This window comes from Burkholderia sp. AU32262 (genome assembly GCF_020419985.1).
In the GTDB taxonomy this organism is placed as follows: domain Bacteria; phylum Pseudomonadota; class Gammaproteobacteria; order Burkholderiales; family Burkholderiaceae; genus Burkholderia; species Burkholderia semiarida.
On the sequence record NZ_JAIZRS010000014.1, the window covers coordinates 105,048 to 124,839 of the forward strand.

Consider the following 19,792-nt stretch of genomic DNA (forward strand, 5'->3'; position numbering starts at 1 on the left):
CTGGCCGGGCGCCCTTGGCCGGCCCCCCGGCCACCCCGTGCGACCGACCTTCACGCGGCCGGCGCGCCGACGCGCCGGCGCTTCTCAAAACAATGGAGACGACATGGCAGCCCCCATCCTCGATCCGAACGCGCCGGCTTTCACGCGGCGCTACATGAACCTCGCCGACCCGCGCCTCGGCGCGCAGGCGCTCTTTGCCAGCGACGAATTCTTCGCGCCCAAGGAGCGCATGCTCAATCCCGAGCCGGCCGTGTTCATTCCCGGCAAGTACGACGACCACGGCAAGTGGATGGACGGCTGGGAAACGCGCCGCAAGCGCACGACCGGCCATGACTTCTGCGTGGTGCGCCTCGCGCGGCCGGGCGTGATTTACGGCGTCGACCTCGATACGAGCCACTTCACCGGCAACTTTCCGCCGGCCGCGTCGATCGAGGCCTGCGCGGTGGACGGCGACACGCCGCCCGACGACGCCGAATGGCGCACGATCGTGCCCGCGACGACGCTGCAGGGCAATTCGCACCATTACGTGAGCGTCGACGATGCGCGGCCGGTCACGCATCTGCGCGTGAACCTGTACCCGGACGGCGGGCTTGCGCGGCTGCGTGTGTACGGCCAGCCGCAGCGCGACTGGCGCCACGTGCCGGCCGGCGAGCTCGTCGATCTCGCGGCGATCGAGAACGGCGGTTATCTCGTGGCCGCGAACAACCAGCACTTCGGCCCGGCCTCGCAGATGCTGATGCCGGGGCGCGGCGCGAACATGGGCGACGGCTGGGAAACGCGGCGCCGCCGCGAGCCCGGCAACGACTGGGCGATCGTCGCGCTCGCGCGGCCGGGCATCATCCGGCGCGTCGAGGTCGATACGGCGTTCTTCAAGGGCAATTTCCCCGACCGCTGCTCGCTGCAGGCCGCGCACGTCACGGGCGGCACCGACGATTCGCTCGTCACGCAGGCGATGTTCTGGGCCGACCTGCTCGGCGAGCAGAAGCTGCAGATGGACCACGTGCACACGTTCGACGCGCTCGCGGCGCTCGGCCCCGTCACGCACGTGCGGTTCAACATCTTCCCGGACGGCGGCGTGTCGCGCCTGCGTCTGTGGGGCGAGCCGGCTTGAGGGAGGGGGGCGGCATGAGCGGAACTCCGATCCTGCGCGTCGAGCGCCTGACCCGCGAAGCGTTCGCGCCGTTCGGCGACGTGATCGCGCTCGAAGGCGCGCGGCATTTCCCGATCAACGGCGGCACGACCGAGCGCTTTCACGATCTCGCGACGATCGACGTGTGCGCGGACGGCGGCCGGCCGCTCGTCAGCGTGTTTCGCGCGCAGCCGCGCGCGCTGCCGGTGGCGATCACGCTGATGGAGCGCCATCCGCACGGCAGCCAGGCGTTCATCCCGCTCGCGGCCGTGTCGCGTTATGCGATCGTCGTCGCGCCGGCCGGCGAATTCCGGCCCGATGCGATGCGCGCGTTCCTGGCCGAGGGCTGGCAGGGCGTCAATTATGCGAAGGGCGTCTGGCATCATCCGCTGCTCGCGCTCGACGCGGTCAGCGATTTCGTGATCGTCGATCGCGGCGGGCCGCAGCCGAACTGCGACGAGATCCCGCTGGAGCACGCGTGGACGCTGGCGTTCGAGCCGGTCTGCGCGGGCGTCGAAGGGTTTTCGTAAGGATTCCCGGCGCGCGGCAGGCGCGCCGAAAAAGCACACGGCCCGGGCGGCGAGATGCCGGCCGGGCCGTGCCGCGTGCGCGGGTGGCGCGATTCAGTGCTTGCGGTGCGGGCAGTTCTCGGTCGTGCACGAACCGTACATCGCGAGCGAGTGCTCCTGGAGCCGGAAGCCGCGCTCCTTCGCGATCGCCTGCTGGCGGCTCTCGATCTCGGCGTCGAAGAATTCCTCGACGCGGCCGCAATCGAGGCACACGAGGTGGTCGTGGTGCGAGCCTTCGTTCAGCTCGAACACCGCCTTGCCGGATTCGAAGTTGCTGCGCGACAGCAGGCCGGCCTGCTCGAACTGCGTGAGCACGCGATAGACGGTGGCGAGCCCGATGTCGAGCTGCTCGTTGAGCAGGTTGCGGTAGACGTCTTCGGCCGTCAGGTGGCGCACGGGGCTCTGCTGGAAGATCTCGAGAATCTTGAGGCGCGGTAGGGTGGCCTTTAGCCCGATATTCTTGAGATCCGTCGGATTGGTCATGGCTAGGCATCCCTAGAGTACAATGCAGGGCTTCAATGTTACCGGCTTTTCGCCGTTCCAGATATACGCGCGGCCTGTACGCGGGCCAGCACGGTGAAGGAAATGATCCCAGAATCGCTTTCGCACTTTCAGAGGAGTCGCATGCGGAGTGCCATCATCGCTGCCGCCGCCGTTGTCGCGCTGGCGGGTTGTTCGTCGTACGACAGCGTGACGCAGCGCATCGCGCAGAGCATCACGCCGTATCGGATCACCGTCGTGCAAGGCAACTTCGTGTCGCAGGAGAAGGCCGCCCAGCTGCAGGTCGGCATGACGCGCGAGCAGGTCCGCGCGCTGCTCGGCACGCCGCTGCTGGCGGACATGTTCCACGCGGATCGCTGGGATTACCTCTTCTACTTCAAGCGCGGCTCGACGTCGATCGTCCAGCAGCGCGACCTCGTCATCAACTTCTCGGGCGATCGCGTCGCGAGCTGGAGCGGCGCCGACAACCTGCCGTCCGAGCTCGACCTGCTGGCCGACATCGACGGCGACCGCGGCGGCAAGAAGGCGAAGGCCGCTGCCGCGGCGAAGAAGGCGTCCGAAGCCGCTGCGGCCGCGAGCGCCGCGCAGGCTGCCGCCGCCGCGAGCCCGGCCACCGAGCCGGCGCCGGGCGCGGTGGTCGACCAGGATGCGAACGCCCAGGCGGCGCGCGCGGCGAACCGCGCGACCAACCAGGTGTCGGGGCAGGGTGCGGCGTCGCGCCGGTTCACGCCGGCCGCGCAGGCCTCGGGCGGCGCGCCGGTGCCGGGCGGCCAGCCGCCGGGCGCCGCGCCGGCGATCCAGCCGCAGTTTCAGTTCCATCGTCCGCCGCAGCCGAACGTGTCGAACGAGGCGTCGCCGCCGGTCGGCCCGCAAGGCTCGGACAACCTGCAGAACCAGCCGCTCACCGCACCGGCGCAGTAAGCGGCCGGCGTGCGGAAACGGGGCGGCATGCGCCGCCCGCCTTTAGACCTGTCGTGTAGAAAGCCATGAAGATTGCGATTGCCGGCGCATCGGGCCGAATGGGCCGGATGCTGATCGAAGCCGTTCTCAACGATGCCGACGCGCAGCTCGTCGGCGCGCTCGACCGCGCCGGTTCGCCGTTCCTCGGCCAGGACGCCGGTGCGTTTCTCGGCAAGGACACCGGGATCAAGCTGACCGACGATCTCGACGCCGTGTTCGCGCAGGCCGACTATCTGATCGATTTCACGCGTCCGGAAGGCACGATGGCCCACATCGAGGCCGCGCTGCGCCACGACGTGAAGCTCGTGATCGGCACGACCGGCTTCACCGCCGAGCAGAAGGCCGAGCTGCAGGCCGCCGCGGGCAAGATCGGCATCGTGTTCGCGGCGAACATGAGCGTCGGCGTGAACGTCACGCTGAAGCTCCTCGAATTCGCGGCGGAGCATTTCTCGCACGGCTACGACATCGAGATCATCGAGGCGCATCACCGCCACAAGGTCGACGCGCCGTCGGGCACCGCGCTGATGATGGGCGAAGCCGTCGCCGGCGCGCTCGGCCGCTCGCTCGACGACTGCGCGGTGTACGGCCGCCACGGCGTGACGGGCGAGCGCGATCCGTCGTCGATCGGCTTTGCGGCGGTGCGCGGCGGCGATATCGTCGGCGATCACACCGTGCTGTTCGCCGGGATCGGCGAGCGCATCGAGATCACGCACAAGTCGTCGAGCCGCGTGTCGTACGCGCAGGGCGCGTTGCGTGCGGTGCGCTTCCTGTCGGCGCGCGGCGCCGGCCTGTTCGACATGCAGGACGTGCTCGGCCTGCGCTGACACCCGCGAGGAAACTCCGATGGCGATTCCCACCGGCGTTGTCCACTACCTCGAAAGCGGCGATGCGATCACGCACGCCGTCGCCTATGTGCTGCTGGCGATGTCCGTCGCCAGCTGGTGCTTCCTCTTCATGAAAGCCTGGCTGCTGGTCCGCGCGAAGCGGCAGGGGCCGCGCGCGCTCGCCGCGTTCTGGCGCGCGCCGTCGCTCGACGCGGGCATCGCCGCACTGGCCGGCGCCGATCGCGAGCGCGTGTTCGTGCCGCTCGCCGAAGCCGCGCGCGACGCGGCCGACGACCACGACCCGGCCGCGCTGGCCGCGCGCGTCGAGCGCGGCGAACGCGTGCTGCGCGCGTTGCGGCACGCGATGCTGCGCTCGCAGCGGCGCCTCGAATTCGGCCAGGTGCTGCTCGCGTCGATCGGCAGCACCGCGCCGTTCGTCGGGCTGCTCGGCACCGTGTGGGGTATCTACCACGCGCTCGGCAGCATCGCCGCGAGCGGGCAGGCGCAGATCGAGAACGTCGCGGGCCCGGTGGGCGAGGCGCTGATCATGACCGCGTTCGGGCTGGTCGTCGCGATTCCCGCGGTGCTCGCGTACAACATCCTCGGCCGGCTCGTCCGGCAGCTTGCCGAGGAACTCGACGGCTTCGCGCGCGATCTGCACGTATTCGTGTGCGCGCAGGGCGCCTGACGCGCCGGCCCCGGAGGAACGACCATGGCATTCGGCGGGCTCGAGCACCACAAGACGTCCGCGCCGATGGCGGAGATCAACATGACGCCGCTGATCGACGTGATGCTCGTGCTGCTCGTCATCTTCATCATCACCGCGCCGCTGATGACGCACGCGATCCGGCTCGACCTGCCGAAGGTGGCGGCGAGCGTCGCGCGCGACACGCCGCAATCCGTCACGCTGTCGATCGACGACGCGGGCAAGCTTTACTGGGACGACGCGCCCGTGGCGCTCGACGCGCTGCCCGCGCGCTTCCGGGCCGCCGCCGCGGGCGCCGCGCCGCCCGAGTTGCGGCTGCGCGCGTCGCGCGCGACGCGCTACGACGTGATCGCGCAAGTGATGGGCGCCGCGCAGGCCGCGGGCCTCACGCGGATCGGCTTCGTGACCGACGTGCCGCCGGCCGGCGGCGCCGCGCCGCCCGCCGCCGGCGCGAAACCCTGATACGCCGGCGTTGCGGGCCCCGGCCCGCGAGAGACCGGCCGTGCGGGCCCGCACGGGCGGTATAATCGACGTTTTTCCCGGCCCGGAACCGCTCAGCCCGTTCCCGCGCCGGGCACGCACGATTTCGATCCAATCCTGCGCGCGAGCCGTCGCGCCGCTTAAAGCCTAGCCCGAACCACACCATGCACGAGAGATACGTACCCGCCGACGTCGAAGCCGCCGCCCAGGGCGACTGGCGCGCAGCCGATGCCTACAAGACGAAGGAAGATGCGCAGAAGCCGAAGTTCTACTGCGTGTCGATGCTGCCGTACCCGTCCGGCAAGCTGCACATGGGTCACGTGCGCAACTACACGATCAACGACGTGATGTACCGCTATCTGCGGATGAACGGCTACAACACGCTGATGCCGATGGGCTGGGACGCGTTCGGGATGCCGGCCGAGAACGCCGCGATGGCGAACGGCGTGCCGCCCGCGAAGTGGACCTACGACAACATCGACTACATGAAGGGCCAGATGCAGTCGATGGGCCTCGCGATCGACTGGTCGCGCGAAATCGCGACGTGCAAGCCCGACTACTACAAGTGGAACCAGTGGCTGTTCCTGAAGATGCTCGAGAAGGGCATCGCGTACAAGAAGACGGGCACCGTGAACTGGGATCCGGTCGACCAGACCGTGCTCGCGAACGAGCAGGTGATCGACGGCCGCGGCTGGCGCTCCGGCGCGCTCGTCGAGAAGCGCGAGATCCCGATGTACTACCTGCGCATCACGCAGTACGCGGATGAGCTGCTGAACGACCTCGACGGCCTCGGCTGGCCCGAGCGCGTGAAGATCATGCAGCAGAACTGGATCGGCAAGAGCTTCGGCGTGAACTTCGGCTTCCCGTACGAACTCGACGGCGAGCAGAAGCTGCTGCGCGTGTTCACGACGCGCGCCGACACGATCATGGGCGTCACGTTCTGCGCGATCGCGGCCGAGCACCCGCTCGCCACGCGCCTCGCGCAGGACAAGCCGGAGCTGCTCGCGTTCATCGACGAATGCAAGCGCGGCGGCGTCGCCGAGGCCGACGTCGCGACGATGGAGAAGAAGGGCGTCGCGACCGGCTTCTCGGTCAAGCACCCGCTGACCGGCGAGCCGGTCGAGGTGTGGATCGGCAACTATGTGCTGATGAGCTATGGCGAAGGCGCGGTGATGGGCGTGCCGGGCCACGACGAGCGCGATTTCGCGTTCGCGAAGAAATACGATCTGCCGATCAAGCAGGTGATCGCGAGCGAAGGGCAGACGTACTCGCTGGATGCCTGGCAGGAGTGGTACGGCGACAAGGAAACCGCGGTCTGCGTGAACAGCGGCAAGTACGACGGCCTGCGCTACACGGAAGCGGTGGACGCGGTCGCGGCCGACCTGAAGGCCGGCGGCTTCGGCGACAAGCAGGTCACGTGGCGCCTGCGCGACTGGGGCGTGTCGCGCCAGCGCTACTGGGGCACGCCGATCCCGATCATCCACTGCCCGTCGTGCGGCGACGTGCCGGTGCCGGAGGCCGACCTGCCGGTCGTGCTGCCGGAAGACCTCGTGCCGGACGGCACGGGCAACCCGCTCGCGAAGTCCGAAGCGTTCCTGAACTGCACGTGTCCCAAGTGCGGCGCGGCGGCGAAGCGCGAAACCGACACGATGGACACCTTCGTCGATTCGTCGTGGTACTTCTCGCGCTACACGGCGCCGGACGCCGAGACCATGGTCGACGCGCGCACCGATTACTGGATGCCGATGGATCAATACATCGGCGGCATCGAGCACGCGATCCTGCACCTGCTGTATTCGCGCTTCTGGACCAAGGTGATGCGCGACCTCGGCCTCGTGAAGTTCGGCGAGCCGGCGAAGAACCTGCTCACGCAGGGGATGGTGCTGAACGAGACGTACTACCGCGAGGACGCGGCCGGCAAGAAGACCTGGTACAACCCGCTCGACGTGACGGTCACGCACGACGACAAGGGCCGCCCGGTCGGCGCGACGCTGAATGCGGACGGCCAGCCGGTCGTGCTCGGCGGCATCGAGAAGATGTCGAAGTCGAAGAACAACGGCGTCGATCCGCAACTGCTGATCGACCAGTACGGCGCCGATACCGCGCGCCTGTTCACGATGTTCGCGGCGCCGCCGGAGCAGCAGCTCGAGTGGTCGGGCGCGGGCGTCGAGGGCGCGAGCCGCTTCCTGCGCCGCGTGTGGAGCTTCGGCTTCGGCAACCGCGAAGCGCTCGCGGCCCGCGCGGGTTTCGATGCCGCCGCGCTGGGTGACGCCGACAAGGCGCTGCGCCGCGAGATCTACAGCGTGCTGAAGCAGGCCGATTTCGACTACCAGCGCCTGCAGTACAACACGGTCGTGTCGGCCGCGATGAAGATGCTGAACGCGATCGACGGCGCGAAGGGCGCGACGCCCGCCGTGCTGCGCGAAACCTACGGCGTGCTGCTGCGCGTGCTGTACCCGGTCGTGCCGCACATCACGTTCGAGCTGTGGAAGGCGCTCGGCTACGCGGACGAATTCGGTCCGCTGCTCGATGCGCCGTGGCCGAAGGTCGACGAGGCCGCGCTCGAGCAGGCCGAGATCGAACTCGTGCTGCAGGTGAACGGCAAGGTGCGCGGCGCGCTGAAGGTCGCGAAGGACGCGAGCCGCGACGCGATCGAAGCGGCGGCGGTGGCCGACGAGGCATTCGCGAAATTCAGCGACGGCAAGCCGGCGAAGAAGATCGTCGTCGTGCCGGGCCGCCTCGTGAACATCGTCGTCTGACGGCCGCGGGCCGTCGGGTGCACACAGAAGGAGCGAAGGTGATCCGCAGATCGTTTTTGATGCTCGTCGGCAGCGCGGTCGCGCTGTCGGCATGCGGCTTCCAGTTGCGCGGCCAGCAGGACTACGCGTTCAAGCACCTGTTCGTGGCCGGTGCGCCGGCGCCCGTCGAGGCGCGGCTCACGCGCCTCGTCCAGGCCGGCAGCGACACGAAGATCGTCAAGTCGGCGGACGATGCCGACGCCGTGCTGCGCATGTGGGAGTCGCGTGGCCAGAACACGCTGACGCTCAACAAGTACGGCTCCGCGCAGGAATACGCGCTGTTCTACACGCTGAACTACACGCTGACGAGCAAGGACGGCACCGTGCTGATCCCGCCGAGCGCGATCGCGCTGAACCGCGCGATGACCTACAGCGACCAGTACACGAACGCGAAGGCGCAGGAAGCCGACATCCTGTACGGCGACATGCAGAACGACGCAGTCGACCAGTTGATGCGGCGTCTCGCGATCGTCCATTCGCTGACGCCGGCGCCGGAGGACGTGGTGCCGGGCGTGGCGCCGCGCGCGCCGCTGCCGCCGCCGCCGCTCTGATCGCGGGCGCACGCAGCGATGCAATTGCGACTTGATGCGCTGGAGCCGCACCTCGCGAAGGGGCTGGCCGGGCTCTACACCGTCTACGGCGACGAGCCGCTGCTCGCGCAGGAAGCGTGCGACCGCATTCGTGCGGCCGCGCGCGCGGCCGGCTTTACCGAGCGTTCGGTGCATACGGTCGAACGCGGCTTCGACTGGAGCGTGCTGCTCGGCGCGACCCAGGCGATGTCGCTGTTCGGCGAGCGCCAGCTGATCGAGCTGCGCATTCCGTCGGGCAAGCCCGGCAAGGAAGGCGCCGACGCGCTGAAGACGCTCGCGGCCACGCCGAACCCCGACGCGCTGATGCTCGTCACGTTGCCGCGTCTCGACGCGGCCACGCAGAAATCCGCATGGTTTACCGCGCTGCAGAACGGCGGCGTCGCGCTGAAGATCGATCCGGTCGATCGCGCGCAACTGCCGAACTGGATCGGGCAGCGCCTGTCGATGCAGGGCCAGCGCGTCGCATCCGGCGACGACGGGCGCCGCGCGCTGCAGTTCATCGCGGAGCGCGTCGAGGGCAACCTGCTCGCCGCGCACCAGGAAATCCAGAAGCTCGGGCTGCTGTATCCGCAGGGTGCGCTGTCGTTCGAGCAGGTGCACGACGCGGTGCTGAACGTCGCGCGCTACGACGTGTTCAAGCTGAACGAGGCGATGCTCGCCGGCGATGCCGCGCGGCTCGCGCGGATGATCGACGGCCTGAAGGGCGAGGGCGAGGCGATCGTGCTCGTGATGTGGGCCGTCGTCGAGGAATTGCGCACGCTGCTGCGGATCAAGCGCGGCACGACGGCCGGCAAGCCGCTCGCGACGCTGCTGCGCGAGAACCGCGTGTGGGGGCCGCGCGAGCGGTTGATCGCGCCCGCGCTGAACCGCGTGTCGGAAGCGGTGCTCGAAAAGGCGCTCGCGTTCGCCGCGAAGCTCGACCGGCAGGTCAAGGGGCTGACGGCCGTCGCGCCGGGCCGCCGTACGCAGGACGAACCGCCGCCCGACCCGTGGGACGGGCTGTTCCAGCTTGCGATGACGGTCGCGGGCGAGCGCGGCGAGCGACCGCCGACCGCGGGTCGCGTGCGACGCTAAGTCCCGTTCGGGCCTTCAGCGCGCGCTGCGCAACCCGCTTACAATGTTTTGATGACCGGGCGCCACTGCGCGGCGCCGTCTGGCGGCCGCCACCGCGCACGGATGGCCGCCCACGCTTCCCCACGAATTCATGCCGCTCCGCGCGGCTCGCTTCTCGAGTCACACGATGGATATCGATCAGTACATGACCGACCTGGGCCGTCGCGCCCGGCACGCTTCCCGCGCGATGGCGCGCGCCAGCACGGCCGCGAAGAACGCGGCGCTCGACGCCGTGGCCCGCGCGATCGAACGCGACGCGCAGGCGCTGAAGGACGCGAATGCGCGCGACGTCGCCCGCGCCCGCGAAAAGGGGCTCGATGCGGCGTTCGTCGACCGCCTGACGCTGTCGGACAAGGCGCTGAACACGATGGTCGAAGGGCTGCGCCAGGTCGCGTCGCTGGCCGATCCGATCGGGGAGATCGGCAACCTCAAGTTCCGGCCGAGCGGGATCCAGGTCGGCCAGATGCGCGTGCCGCTCGGCGTGATCGGCATCATCTACGAGTCGCGCCCGAACGTGACGATCGACGCGGCCGCGCTGTGCCTGAAGTCCGGCAACGCGACGATCCTGCGCGGCGGTTCCGAAGCGCTCGAATCGAATGCGGCGCTCGCGAAGCTCATCGGCGAAGGGCTCGAGGCGGCAGGCCTGCCGCAGGATGCGGTGCAGGTCGTCGCGACGGCCGATCGCGCGGCGGTCGGCAAGCTGATCACGATGACCGAGTACGTCGACGTGATCGTGCCGCGCGGCGGCAAGAGCCTGATCGAACGGCTGATCAACGAGGCACGCGTGCCGATGATCAAGCATCTCGACGGCATCTGCCACGTGTATGTCGACGACCGCGCCGATCTCGCGAAGGCGCTGACCGTCTGCGACAACGCGAAGACGCACCGCTACGGCACCTGCAACACGATGGAGACGCTGCTCGTCGCGAGCGATATCGCCGCGCAGCTGCTGCCGCCGCTCGGCAAGCTGTATCGCGACAAGCAGGTCGAACTGCGCGTCGATGCAGCCGCGCGCGCGGTGCTCGCCGATGCGGGCGTCGGCCCGCTCGTCGACGCGACGGAAGAAGACTGGCACACCGAATATCTCGCGCCGGTGCTTGCGATCAAGGTTGTCGACGGCCTCGACGCCGCGATCGAGCACATCAACCATTACGGCTCGCATCACACCGATGCGATCGTCACCGAGGATCACGACCGCGCGATGCGCTTCCTGCGCGAAGTCGATTCGGCGAGCGTGATGGTCAACGCGTCGACGCGCTTCGCGGACGGTTTCGAATTCGGCCTCGGCGCGGAAATCGGCATCTCGAACGACAAGCTGCACGCACGCGGCCCGGTCGGCCTGGAAGGGCTCACGTCGCTGAAGTACGTGGTGCTCGGGCACGGCGAAGGCCGTCAGTAAGTCAACCGCGAGGCGCACAACCGATGGCAATGCTCTGGGTCAAGACGTTTCATATCGTTCTGATCGCCGCGTGGTTCGCGGGGCTGTTCTACCTGCCGCGCATCTACGTGAACCTGGCCATGGAGACCGATCCGGCCGCGGTGCGGCGCTTGCTGCTGATGGCGCGCAAGCTGTTCCGCTTCATGACGATGATCGCGGTGCCGGCACTGGCCTGCGGGTTGTGGCTCTGGCTCGTGATCGGCATCGGGCAGGGGCAGGGCTGGATCCACGCAAAGGTGACGGTGGTACTGCTGCTAATCGTCTATCACGCGTATTGCGGGCACCTGCTGCGGGTGTTCGAGCGCGGCGAGAACCGCCGCACCGACAAGTGGTATCGCGTGTTCAACGAGCTGCCGGTGCTCGGCATGCTCGCCGCGGTCGCGCTGGTGGTGATCAAGCCGTTCTGAGTTCGCCGCAACGCGCGGCCGGCGATCGATGTGCAACGGCGCCCCTCGGGGCGCCGTTGTTCGTTTACGCGCGGCGTCCCGCTCCGGCTCAATCCTTCACCGGATCGTCGATCCGGCGCCGCGTGATCGCTTCCTTCGCGCGGCCGACGCGTTCCATCAGCGCCGGCCCGCGCGACAGCGCGACGCCGACCGCGAGGATGTCGCCGATCGCGAGATGCGACATCCGCGACGTCATCGGCGAGAACACGTCCGTTTCCTCGGCGACGTTCGACGCGAGGCTGACCGTCGCGAGCTTCGCGAGCGGCGAATGGCTCTGCGTGATCGCGACGACTTTCGCGCCGCACGCGAGCGCGGAGCGCGCGGCGTCGACGATATCGCGCGTGCGGCCGGTGTTCGAGATCGCGACGACGACGTCGTGCGGCCCGAGCAGCGCCGACGACATCGAGAACGTGTGTGGATCCGAATACGCGACGCTCGGCACGCCGAGCCGGAAGAACTTGTGCTGGATGTCCTGCGCGGCGATGCCCGAGCCGCCGGCGCCGTAGAACTCGATGCGCGACGCGTTCGACAGCAGCGCGATCGCGTCGGCGACGCTGCCCGCCGACAGGCTGTTGCGCACCTCGATCAGCGCGCCGATCGTGCGGTCGAACACCTTGCCGATGATGCCGGGCGCCGGCTCATCGGGCTCGACGTCGCGATACACCGACGACACGCCGGGCGCGACGCTCTGCGCGAGCCGGATCTTGAATTCGCGAAAGCCGCTGCAGCCGAGCGCCTGGCAGAAGCGCGCGATCGTCGGCTGGCTGACGCCCGCGCGGGCCGACAGCTCGGTCATCGCGAGGTCGAGCACCTCGCGCGGTGCGGCGAGAATGTAGTCGGCGAGCTTGCGCTCGGACGGGCGCAACTCGGCGCGGATCGCTTCAATGCGGGGCAGCATGGGACGGCACGTGGAAATCGGGTTCGGATGAGCGAGTGTATCGCAATCGAATTGTAGAAAATCTACATGAAAATACTAGCGGAATTGCGAGCGTTGCCATGCGGGTCTGGCGAGCCGAATTAGGGTTTTTACTGATTAAAGCCTTGCTGGTGGCGGGAATAAGGGTTGCACACGCGTCGATCTACATTGCGTGCATGTAGTTTTTCTACTAGACTTGCGTCGTTCGGTCGACGAAGCGCGACCGTCCCCACGATTCCAACCGCCGGTGTCGGCCGGCATACAGGAGCGCCCAGCATGACGTCGCTGCACCCCACCCTGGCGAAGGTCACCGAACGCGTGATCGCCCGCAGCCAATCGACCCGTTCCGCCTATCTGCAGCGCATCGACGGTGCGCAAGGCAAGTTCCCGGCCCGCGGCGCGCTGTCGTGCGCGAACCTCGCACACGGCTTCGCAGGCCTCGAGGGCAACGACAAGTTCCAGATCAAGGCGATTCGCGAACCGAACATCGGTATCGTGTCCTCGTACAACGAGATGTTGTCCGCGCACGCGCCGTACAAGAATTTCCCCGACATCATCAAGGCGGCCGCGCGCGAGAACGGCGGCGTCGCGCAGTTCGCCGGCGGCGTGCCGGCGATGTGCGACGGCGTCACGCAGGGCAACCCGGGCATGGAGCTGTCGCTGTTCTCGCGCGAGGCGATCGCGATGGGCACGGCGATCGCGCTCACGCACAACATGTTCGATGCGGCGCTCTGCCTCGGCATCTGCGACAAGATCGTGCCGGGCCTCTTGATCGGCGCGCTGCAGTTCGGCCACCTGCCGACCATCTTCGTGCCGGCCGGCCCGATGACGAGCGGGCTGTCCAACGACGACAAGGCGAAGATCCGCCAGCAGTTCGCGACCGGCCAGGTCGGCCGCGACGCGCTGCTCGAAGCCGAATCGGCCGCCTATCACGGCCACGGCACCTGCACGTTCTACGGCACCGCGAACAGCAACCAGATGCTGATGGAGCTGATGGGCCTGCACCTGCCGGGCTCGGCGTTCATCCATCCGCACACGCCGCTGCGCGACGCGCTGACGGCCGAGGCCGCGCGCCGCGTGCTCGACCTGACCGTCGAGCGCGGCCAGTACACGCCGATCGGCCATGTGATCGACGAGAAGGCGATCGTCAACGGGATCGTCGCACTGCTCGCGACGGGCGGCTCGACCAACCACACGCTGCACCTGGTCGCGATCGCGCGCGCGGCCGGCATCCTGATCGACTGGAACGATTTCGACGAACTGTCGGCCGTCGTGCCGCTGCTCGCGAAGATCTACCCGAACGGCAAGGCCGACGTGAACCATTTCCACGCGGCGGGCGGTGTCGCGTTCCTGGTGCGCAACCTGCTCGAAGGCGGGCTGCTGCACGAGGACGTGACGACGGTCGCGGGCAAGGGCCTGTCGCACTACACGAAGGAGCCGAAGCTGATCGACGGCAAGCTGACGTGGGTCGACGGCACGGCCGAGAGCCACGATACGAAGGTGCTGCGCGGCATTCGCGACCCGTTCCAGCCGGACGGCGGCCTGCGCCTGATGCAGGGCCGGCTCGGCCGCGGCGTGATCAAGATTTCGGCGGTCGCGCCGGAGCACCGCAAGGTGACGGCGCCCGCGATCGTGTTCGACTCGCAGGAAGCCGTGCAGGAAGCGTTCGATCGCGGCGAGCTGAAGCGCGATTTCGTCGCGGTGGTGCGCTTTCAGGGCGCGCGCGCGAACGGCATGCCCGAGCTGCACCGTTTGACGCCGCTGCTCGGCGTGCTGCAGGATCAGGGCTTCCACGTCGCGCTGGTGACCGACGGCCGCATGTCGGGCGCGTCGGGCAAGGTGCCGGCCGTGATCCACGTGTCGCCGGAAGCGCTGCTGGCCGGCCCGATCGGCAAGGTGAAGACGGGCGACATGCTCGTGATCGACGCGGAAGCGGGCGTGCTCGACATCGAGGTCGACGACGCCGAATGGCTCGCGCGCCCGGTCGCGCAGCCGCAGCACCAGGCCGAGAACGAAGTCGGCTTCGGCCGCGAACTGTTCGGCGTGTTCCGCGCGGCCGCGGCGCCGGCCGAGCAGGGCGCATCGGTTTTCGGGACGCTGGTCGGCGAAACGGCCGTCGGCGTCGCCGCATGAATTTCAAGGAGCCAATTCAATGAAGACGATTGCTGAAATCGTGAAGCTGGGCCCGGTCATTCCGGTGCTCGCATTCGACTCGGTCGAGCAGGGCGAAAACGTGTCGCGTGCATTGCACGCGGGTGGCGTGAAGGTGCTCGAGATCACGCTGCGCACGCCGGCCGGCCTGGAGGCGATCCAGCGCGCGAGCCAGCTCGCGGACGACATCGTCGTCGGCGTCGGCACGATCACGAAGCCCGAGCACTGCGCGCAGGCGAAGCGCGCGGGCGCCACGTTCGGCGTGTCGCCGGGCCTGACGAAGGACCTGCACCTCGCGTCGCTCGACGCGGGCCTGCCACTGCTGCCGGGCGTGATGACGCCGAGCGACATCATCCAGGCGCTCGAATTCGGCTACGACATCGTGAAGTTCTTCCCCGCGCAGCAGGCGGGCGGCGTGCCGATGCTGCAGGCGTTCCACGGCCCGTTCCCGGCGCTGAAGTTCTGCCCGACGGGCGGCATCACGGTCGACGCCGCGCCGAACTTCCTGAAACTGCCGAACGTCGTGTGCGTCGGCGGCTCGTGGCTCACGCCGAAGGCCGCGCTCGCCGCGCAGGACTGGGCCGAAGTCACGCGCCTCGCGCAAGCGGCGAGCCAGTTGCCGCGCTGATCCTTGTATGAAATGAGGAACGAGCCCTCGGAAAACAAGCGTTAGTGCTTGTTTTACCGAGGGTTTTTGCTGATGGAACCGGTTCTATCCGCGGATCGCAAAGATAAGTAAAATTCAGCGTCCTGACGGGGGGTACCCCCGTGTTTCGGAGACCTGCATAGCCGGGCATACTCGCAACGCGCCCGGTTCGAACAATTCTAGGAGGAGTGCCACATGGCGGCCGTCCAAGGCAGCATGCTGCTCGTATTCACGCTGATCGCGATTGCCGCGCTGATCCTGATGATCGCGCGCTACAAGATCTACCCGTTCCTGGTGCTGATCATCGTTTCACTCGGCCTCGGCCTCGTCGTCGGCATGCCGATGGACAAGATCGTCAAGTCGTTCGAGACGGGCACCGGCGGCACGCTCGGCCACATCGCGATCGTCGTCGGCCTCGGCACGATGCTCGGCAAGATGATGGCCGAATCGGGCGGCGCCGAACGGATCGCGACCACGCTGATCGACTGGTTCGGTGAAAAGAACATCCACTGGGCGATGATGTTCGTCGCGATCATCGTCGGCCTGCCGGTGTTCTTCGAAGTCGGCTTCGTGCTGCTGATCCCGATCGCGTTCAACGTCGCGAAGCGCACCGGCAAGTCGCTGCTCGTCGTCGGCCTGCCGATGGTGGCAGGCCTGTCGGTCGTGCACGGGCTGATCCCGCCGCACCCGGCCGCGCTGCTGGCCGTCCAGCAATACGGCGCCGATATCGGCAAGACGATCGCGTTCGGCCTGATCGTCGGCGTGCCGACCGCGATCATCGCCGGTCCGCTGTTCGCGCTGGTGATCTCGAAGTTCGTGAAACTGCCGGAAAACAACCCGCTCGCCGCGCAATTCGTCGATTCGCGCGCGGATGGCGGCAAGCGCGAACTGCCGAGCTTCGGCATCACGCTGTTCACGATCCTGCTGCCCGTCGTGCTGATGCTCGTCGGCAGCTGGGCCGACCTGGTGTTCACGCCGAAGTCGCTGCCGAACAACCTGCTGCGCTTTGCGGGCAACTCGGACGTCGCGCTGCTGATCGCCGTGCTCGTGAGCTTCTGGACCTTCGGCGCGAAGCAGGGCTTCAACCGCGATCAGATCCAGAAATTCTGCGGCGAGTGCCTGGCGCCGATCGCCGGCATCACGCTGATCGTCGGCGCGGGCGGCGGCTTCGGCGGCGTCCTGCGCGACAGCGGGATCTCGCAGCAGATCGTCGAGACCGCGAAGCACGCGCACCTGTCCCCGCTGCTGCTCGGCTGGTTCGTCGCGGCGCTGATGCGTCTGGCCACGGGCTCGGCGACGGTCGCGATGACGACGGCCTGCGGCATCGTCGCGCCGATCGCGGCGGCGGCCGGCACGACGGTCAGCCCGGAGCTGCTGGTGCTCGCGACGGGCTCGGGCTCGCTGATCTTCTCGCACGTGAACGACGGCGGCTTCTGGCTGATCAAGGAATATTTCGGGATGACGGTCGGGCAGACGTTCAAGACCTGGTCGCTGCTTGAAACCATCATCTCGGTGCTCGGTCTGAGCTTTACGCTGCTGCTGAGCCTGGTTCTGTAACAAGGGGTAGTCAATGATTCTGATCGCAATGGGCGTGTCGGGCGCGGGCAAGTCGCGAATCGGCGAAATGCTGGCGGAACGCCTGTCGTGCAGCTATACCGACGGCGACGCGTTTCACAGCGCGGCGAACAAGGAAAAGATGCACCACGGCATTCCGCTGACCGATGAAGACCGCTGGCCGTGGCTGCGCACGATTCGCGCGGCCATCGAGGAAAAGCAGCGCGCCGGCGAGACGGCCGTGTTCACGTGCTCGTCGCTGAAACGGTCGTACCGCGACGTGCTGCGCGGCACCGACACCGACGTGCGGTTCGTGTATCTGAAGGGTTCGTTCGAGGTGTTGCAAGAGCGCCTGAAGAGCCGCACCGGCCATTTCTTCGATCCGTCGCTGCTGAAGAGCCAGCTCGATACGCTCGAGGAGCCGGGCCCGGATGAAGCGATCGAGGTCAGCATCGAGCTGACGCCCGAACAGATCGTCGATCAGGTCATGCTGAAGATCGGCCTCGCGCATCAGCACTGAGCGCGGTTCGCGGCCATCGTCATGGAAAGGCGCCTTCATTCGGGCGCCTTTTTCGTTGGCGGCGCGTATGCCGATGTCAGGCCGCGCGCGCGCGTTGCGTGATGCCGTCGAGCAGCACGTCGAGCATCGTGTCGTGCACGACGGCCGGATCGAGCTGCGCATAGAGCGGGGCGGCCGACTTGACAAGCGGATGCGCGGTGTCGGACAGCGCGTGCATTTCCGCGAGCTCGACGTCGTTCGCGGCGCGCGTGAGGCCGCCCGCTTCGGCGGCGGCGAGGCCGATCACGGCCGCGTACCAGCCGACGCATACCGACGGCAGCGCCGCGCGCGGGATGCCGGCGTCGGTCAGCGCGCGATGCACGGCCTCGATGTGCGCGAGATCGGCCGGCCCCGTGCTCATGTGCCGCTGCAGCAGCGCGAAGGCGGCCGGGTAGCGCAGCGCGAGTGCGCGGTACTGGCGCGCGAGGTCGCGCAGCCGTTCGCGCCACGGCTGCGACGGATCGACCGGCACGAGCGAGCGCGACAGCGCATTCGCGATCGCGCGGCTCAGGCCGTCCTTCGACTTGAAGTGATACAGCACGCTCATCGGGTCGCAGCCGACCGATTGCGCGAGCTTGCGCACGCTGAACGCGGCCTCGCCGACGTCTTCGAGCAGCGCGAGCGCGGCCGCGACGATCGCGTCCTTGTCGAGGCCGCGCGGCCCCTGGGTGGGTGTGTCTTTCATCGAGGCAGGCTGGCAGGCGCGGCATCGCGCCGACTGTAAACTTGACGAAAGCTTATTCTACACTGTAGAATTATTTCTGCGGTGTAGAAATTGGGTGTCCCGGCACCTCTCAATACGTGCTTTCGCACAGTCCGGGATTCAGGCAGACGCGAGCGTGTCTGCCGTCAACACGGGCCATCGCGCCCTTATCTCGTTGACACCCAAGTGGAACCGGCTGCCCCACCCGCGAAGCCCCGAAGCAACGGGGCGCTTCGACAGGCGGCCAAGACCATGCAAGTGCAATCATGACTTCCAATCACAAGCCCCTGATCCAGGGCGAATCGCGTTTCGAGCAAACGCAACTGAATATCGAGAAAGACAACTGGAACTGGTGCGATCCGGCCCGCTACGACGGCGAGCGCCCGGCGAACTGGTACGAGGCGTCGCTGTCGCGCCATGAAAACAGCGCGCCGCTCGCGCAAGACGCCGTCTGCGACGTGCTCGTGATCGGCGCGGGGCTGCTCGGCGCATCGGCCGCGCTGCATCTCGCGGAAGCGGGCGTCGACACGATCCTCGTCGACAAGCATCACGTCGGCTCGGCCGCGTCGGGCCGCAACGGCGGCCAATTGACGCCGGGCCTCGCGCGCTGGGAAGCGGCCGACATGATCGAGAACCTGTCGCACGACGATGCGAAGCGGCTGTGGCGCTTCGCATCGGCCGAGTCGATGGACCTGATCGACGGGATCGGCGCGCGTTACGCGCTCGATCTCGACCGCAAGCGCGGCCACGTCACCGCGGCGGTTCACCCCGGCCACATGAGCGCGCTGCTCGACGGCGCGGATGCGCGCCGCCATCTCGGCGACGCGGGCGTGACGCTCGTCGGCCGCCATCAGCTGCACGACGAATACGTGCGCTCGGGGCTGTATCACGGCGCGGCGGTCGACGCGGTCGGCGGCCAGCTCCATCCGCTCGCGCTGGTGCGTGGCCTCGTGCACGGCTTCCGGCTGAACGGCGGCGCGCTGTTCGAGGGCACCGAGGTGCTGGAGCTGGACGAGACGCCCGCGGGCGTCGTCGCGACGACGCCGGGCGGCACGATCACCGCGCGCCGCGGCGTCGTGCTCGCACTGCACAACACGACGTTCCGCCTGCTCGACGACGGCGCGGCGACCACGGTGCCGTTCTTCACGTACGTGAGCGTGACGGCGCCGCTCGACGTCGACGTCGCGACGCTGATGCCGGCAGGCATGCCGGTGTACGACACGCAGTTCCAGATCGACTACTACCGGCCGGTGCGCGGCAATCGCCTGCTGTTCGGCGGGCAGGGCACCGGCAGCTGCTGGGCGCAGTCGGACGTGAACGCGTACTTGCTGACGCGGCTGAACACGGTGTTTCCGCAGCACGACGGCGGCTTCGCGCTCGACTACTGCTGGAGCGGCGTCAGCGACTTCACGCTGAACGGCGCCACCGACAGCCGCAAGACCGACGGCCGCGTGCCGATGTACATGGTGCAAGGCTGGAGCGGGCACGGCGTCGCGCAGACGGTGCGGATCGGCAAGGCGATCTGCGACGATTTCGTCGGCCGCAACGACGATTTCTCGATGCTCACGGGCATCGACCATCGCGCGATTCCGCTCGGCCGGCAGCTGTCGCCGATCGCGATCCCGGCCGCGAAGGCGGCGATGAGCGTGATGACCGCGCTGAACCCGGGGCGGATGATTTCGTTCTGACCGGCTGCGGCAGGCAACAAA

19 protein-coding genes are annotated in these 19,792 nt (G+C 68.1%); 16 read left to right on the plus strand and 3 right to left on the minus strand.

Going from position 1 to position 19,792, the window contains the following annotated elements; translation table 11 throughout:
• Window positions 1–103 precede the first annotated feature (103 nt).
• Window positions 104–1,111, plus strand: coding sequence for an allantoicase (gene alc / locus LGN10_RS18385; protein WP_226224526.1), 1,008 nt, complete (start codon window positions 104–106; stop codon window positions 1,109–1,111).
• Window positions 1,112–1,125: 14 nt separating this feature from the next.
• The gene (locus tag LGN10_RS18390; RefSeq protein ID WP_226224528.1) at window positions 1,126–1,659 is read left to right on the plus strand and encodes an ureidoglycolate lyase; all 534 of its coding nucleotides are present in this window, start codon (window positions 1,126–1,128) and stop codon (window positions 1,657–1,659) included.
• 93 nt (window positions 1,660–1,752) lie between these two features.
• Here the strand turns inward: LGN10_RS18390 and fur are convergent, their stop codons facing one another.
• On the minus strand, window positions 1,753–2,181 hold the full coding sequence (fur, locus tag LGN10_RS18395) for a ferric iron uptake transcriptional regulator (RefSeq protein ID WP_006400349.1): 429 nt from the start codon (window positions 2,179–2,181) through the stop codon (window positions 1,753–1,755).
• Between the two features lie 141 nt (window positions 2,182–2,322).
• On the opposite strand from fur, the gene LGN10_RS18400 reads away from it, so the two are divergent.
• The 9 genes from LGN10_RS18400 (at window position 2,323) to LGN10_RS18440 (ending at window position 11,515) form a co-directional block, all read left to right on the plus strand.
• Window positions 2,323–3,120 carry an outer membrane protein assembly factor BamE gene (locus LGN10_RS18400; protein ID WP_059581029.1) on the plus strand — a complete coding sequence of 266 codons (798 nt, stop codon included), beginning with the start codon at window positions 2,323–2,325 and terminating at the stop codon, window positions 3,118–3,120.
• Between the two features lie 65 nt (window positions 3,121–3,185).
• Window positions 3,186–3,983: a 4-hydroxy-tetrahydrodipicolinate reductase gene (gene dapB / locus LGN10_RS18405; protein ID WP_226224530.1), complete on the plus strand. Its 798-nt coding sequence runs from the start codon at window positions 3,186–3,188 to the stop codon at window positions 3,981–3,983.
• 19 nt (window positions 3,984–4,002) lie between these two features.
• Window positions 4,003–4,671 (plus strand): MotA/TolQ/ExbB proton channel family protein, encoded by a 669-nt coding sequence (locus tag LGN10_RS18410; protein WP_059581034.1) that lies wholly within the window; start codon window positions 4,003–4,005, stop codon window positions 4,669–4,671.
• Between the two features lie 24 nt (window positions 4,672–4,695).
• Window positions 4,696–5,151, plus strand: a complete 456-nt coding sequence (locus LGN10_RS18415) for an ExbD/TolR family protein (RefSeq protein WP_060965568.1) — start codon at window positions 4,696–4,698, stop codon at window positions 5,149–5,151.
• Between the two features lie 182 nt (window positions 5,152–5,333).
• Window positions 5,334–7,928, plus strand: coding sequence for a leucine--tRNA ligase (gene leuS / locus LGN10_RS18420; RefSeq protein WP_226224532.1), 2,595 nt, complete (start codon window positions 5,334–5,336; stop codon window positions 7,926–7,928).
• A 38-nt stretch (window positions 7,929–7,966) separates the two neighbouring features.
• On the plus strand, window positions 7,967–8,518 hold the full coding sequence (gene lptE / locus LGN10_RS18425; protein ID WP_006483412.1) for an LPS assembly lipoprotein LptE: 552 nt from the start codon (window positions 7,967–7,969) through the stop codon (window positions 8,516–8,518).
• Between the two features lie 18 nt (window positions 8,519–8,536).
• Window positions 8,537–9,631 carry a DNA polymerase III subunit delta gene (gene holA, locus LGN10_RS18430; RefSeq protein ID WP_059581043.1) on the plus strand — a complete coding sequence of 365 codons (1,095 nt, stop codon included), beginning with the start codon at window positions 8,537–8,539 and terminating at the stop codon, window positions 9,629–9,631.
• A 166-nt stretch (window positions 9,632–9,797) separates the two neighbouring features.
• Complete coding sequence (locus tag LGN10_RS18435; protein WP_060312644.1) at window positions 9,798–11,069, plus strand: glutamate-5-semialdehyde dehydrogenase; 1,272 nt, start codon at window positions 9,798–9,800, stop codon at window positions 11,067–11,069.
• A 23-nt stretch (window positions 11,070–11,092) separates the two neighbouring features.
• Complete coding sequence (locus tag LGN10_RS18440; protein WP_089464534.1) at window positions 11,093–11,515, plus strand: CopD family protein; 423 nt, start codon at window positions 11,093–11,095, stop codon at window positions 11,513–11,515.
• An 88-nt stretch (window positions 11,516–11,603) separates the two neighbouring features.
• Here LGN10_RS18440 and LGN10_RS18445 read toward each other — a convergent pair whose 3' ends face one another.
• The gene (locus LGN10_RS18445) at window positions 11,604–12,452 is read right to left on the minus strand and encodes a MurR/RpiR family transcriptional regulator (protein ID WP_059581048.1); all 849 of its coding nucleotides are present in this window, start codon (window positions 12,450–12,452) and stop codon (window positions 11,604–11,606) included.
• Window positions 12,453–12,746: 294 nt separating this feature from the next.
• Between LGN10_RS18445 and edd the strand changes: the two genes are divergently transcribed.
• The 4 genes from edd (at window position 12,747) to LGN10_RS18465 (ending at window position 17,341) form a co-directional block, all read left to right on the plus strand.
• The gene (edd, locus tag LGN10_RS18450; RefSeq protein WP_059638116.1) at window positions 12,747–14,603 is read left to right on the plus strand and encodes a phosphogluconate dehydratase; all 1,857 of its coding nucleotides are present in this window, start codon (window positions 12,747–12,749) and stop codon (window positions 14,601–14,603) included.
• 19 nt (window positions 14,604–14,622) lie between these two features.
• Window positions 14,623–15,249: a bifunctional 4-hydroxy-2-oxoglutarate aldolase/2-dehydro-3-deoxy-phosphogluconate aldolase gene (gene eda, locus LGN10_RS18455; RefSeq protein ID WP_226224533.1), complete on the plus strand. Its 627-nt coding sequence runs from the start codon at window positions 14,623–14,625 to the stop codon at window positions 15,247–15,249.
• A gap of 213 nt (window positions 15,250–15,462) precedes the next feature.
• A complete protein-coding gene (locus LGN10_RS18460) occupies window positions 15,463–16,824 on the plus strand; it encodes a GntP family permease (protein WP_059638118.1) in 1,362 nt (453 codons plus the stop codon).
• A 13-nt stretch (window positions 16,825–16,837) separates the two neighbouring features.
• On the plus strand, window positions 16,838–17,341 hold the full coding sequence (locus LGN10_RS18465; protein ID WP_059581058.1) for a gluconokinase: 504 nt from the start codon (window positions 16,838–16,840) through the stop codon (window positions 17,339–17,341).
• 76 nt (window positions 17,342–17,417) lie between these two features.
• On the opposite strand, the gene LGN10_RS18470 is transcribed toward LGN10_RS18465, so the two are convergent.
• Entirely contained in the window at window positions 17,418–18,065 is a 648-nt protein-coding gene (locus LGN10_RS18470; RefSeq protein ID WP_124861624.1) for a TetR/AcrR family transcriptional regulator, read from the minus strand.
• 284 nt (window positions 18,066–18,349) lie between these two features.
• On the opposite strand from LGN10_RS18470, the gene LGN10_RS18475 reads away from it, so the two are divergent.
• The gene (locus tag LGN10_RS18475; RefSeq protein WP_226224535.1) at window positions 18,350–19,771 is read left to right on the plus strand and encodes an NAD(P)/FAD-dependent oxidoreductase; all 1,422 of its coding nucleotides are present in this window, start codon (window positions 18,350–18,352) and stop codon (window positions 19,769–19,771) included.
• The last annotated feature ends 21 nt before the right edge of the window (window positions 19,772–19,792 follow it).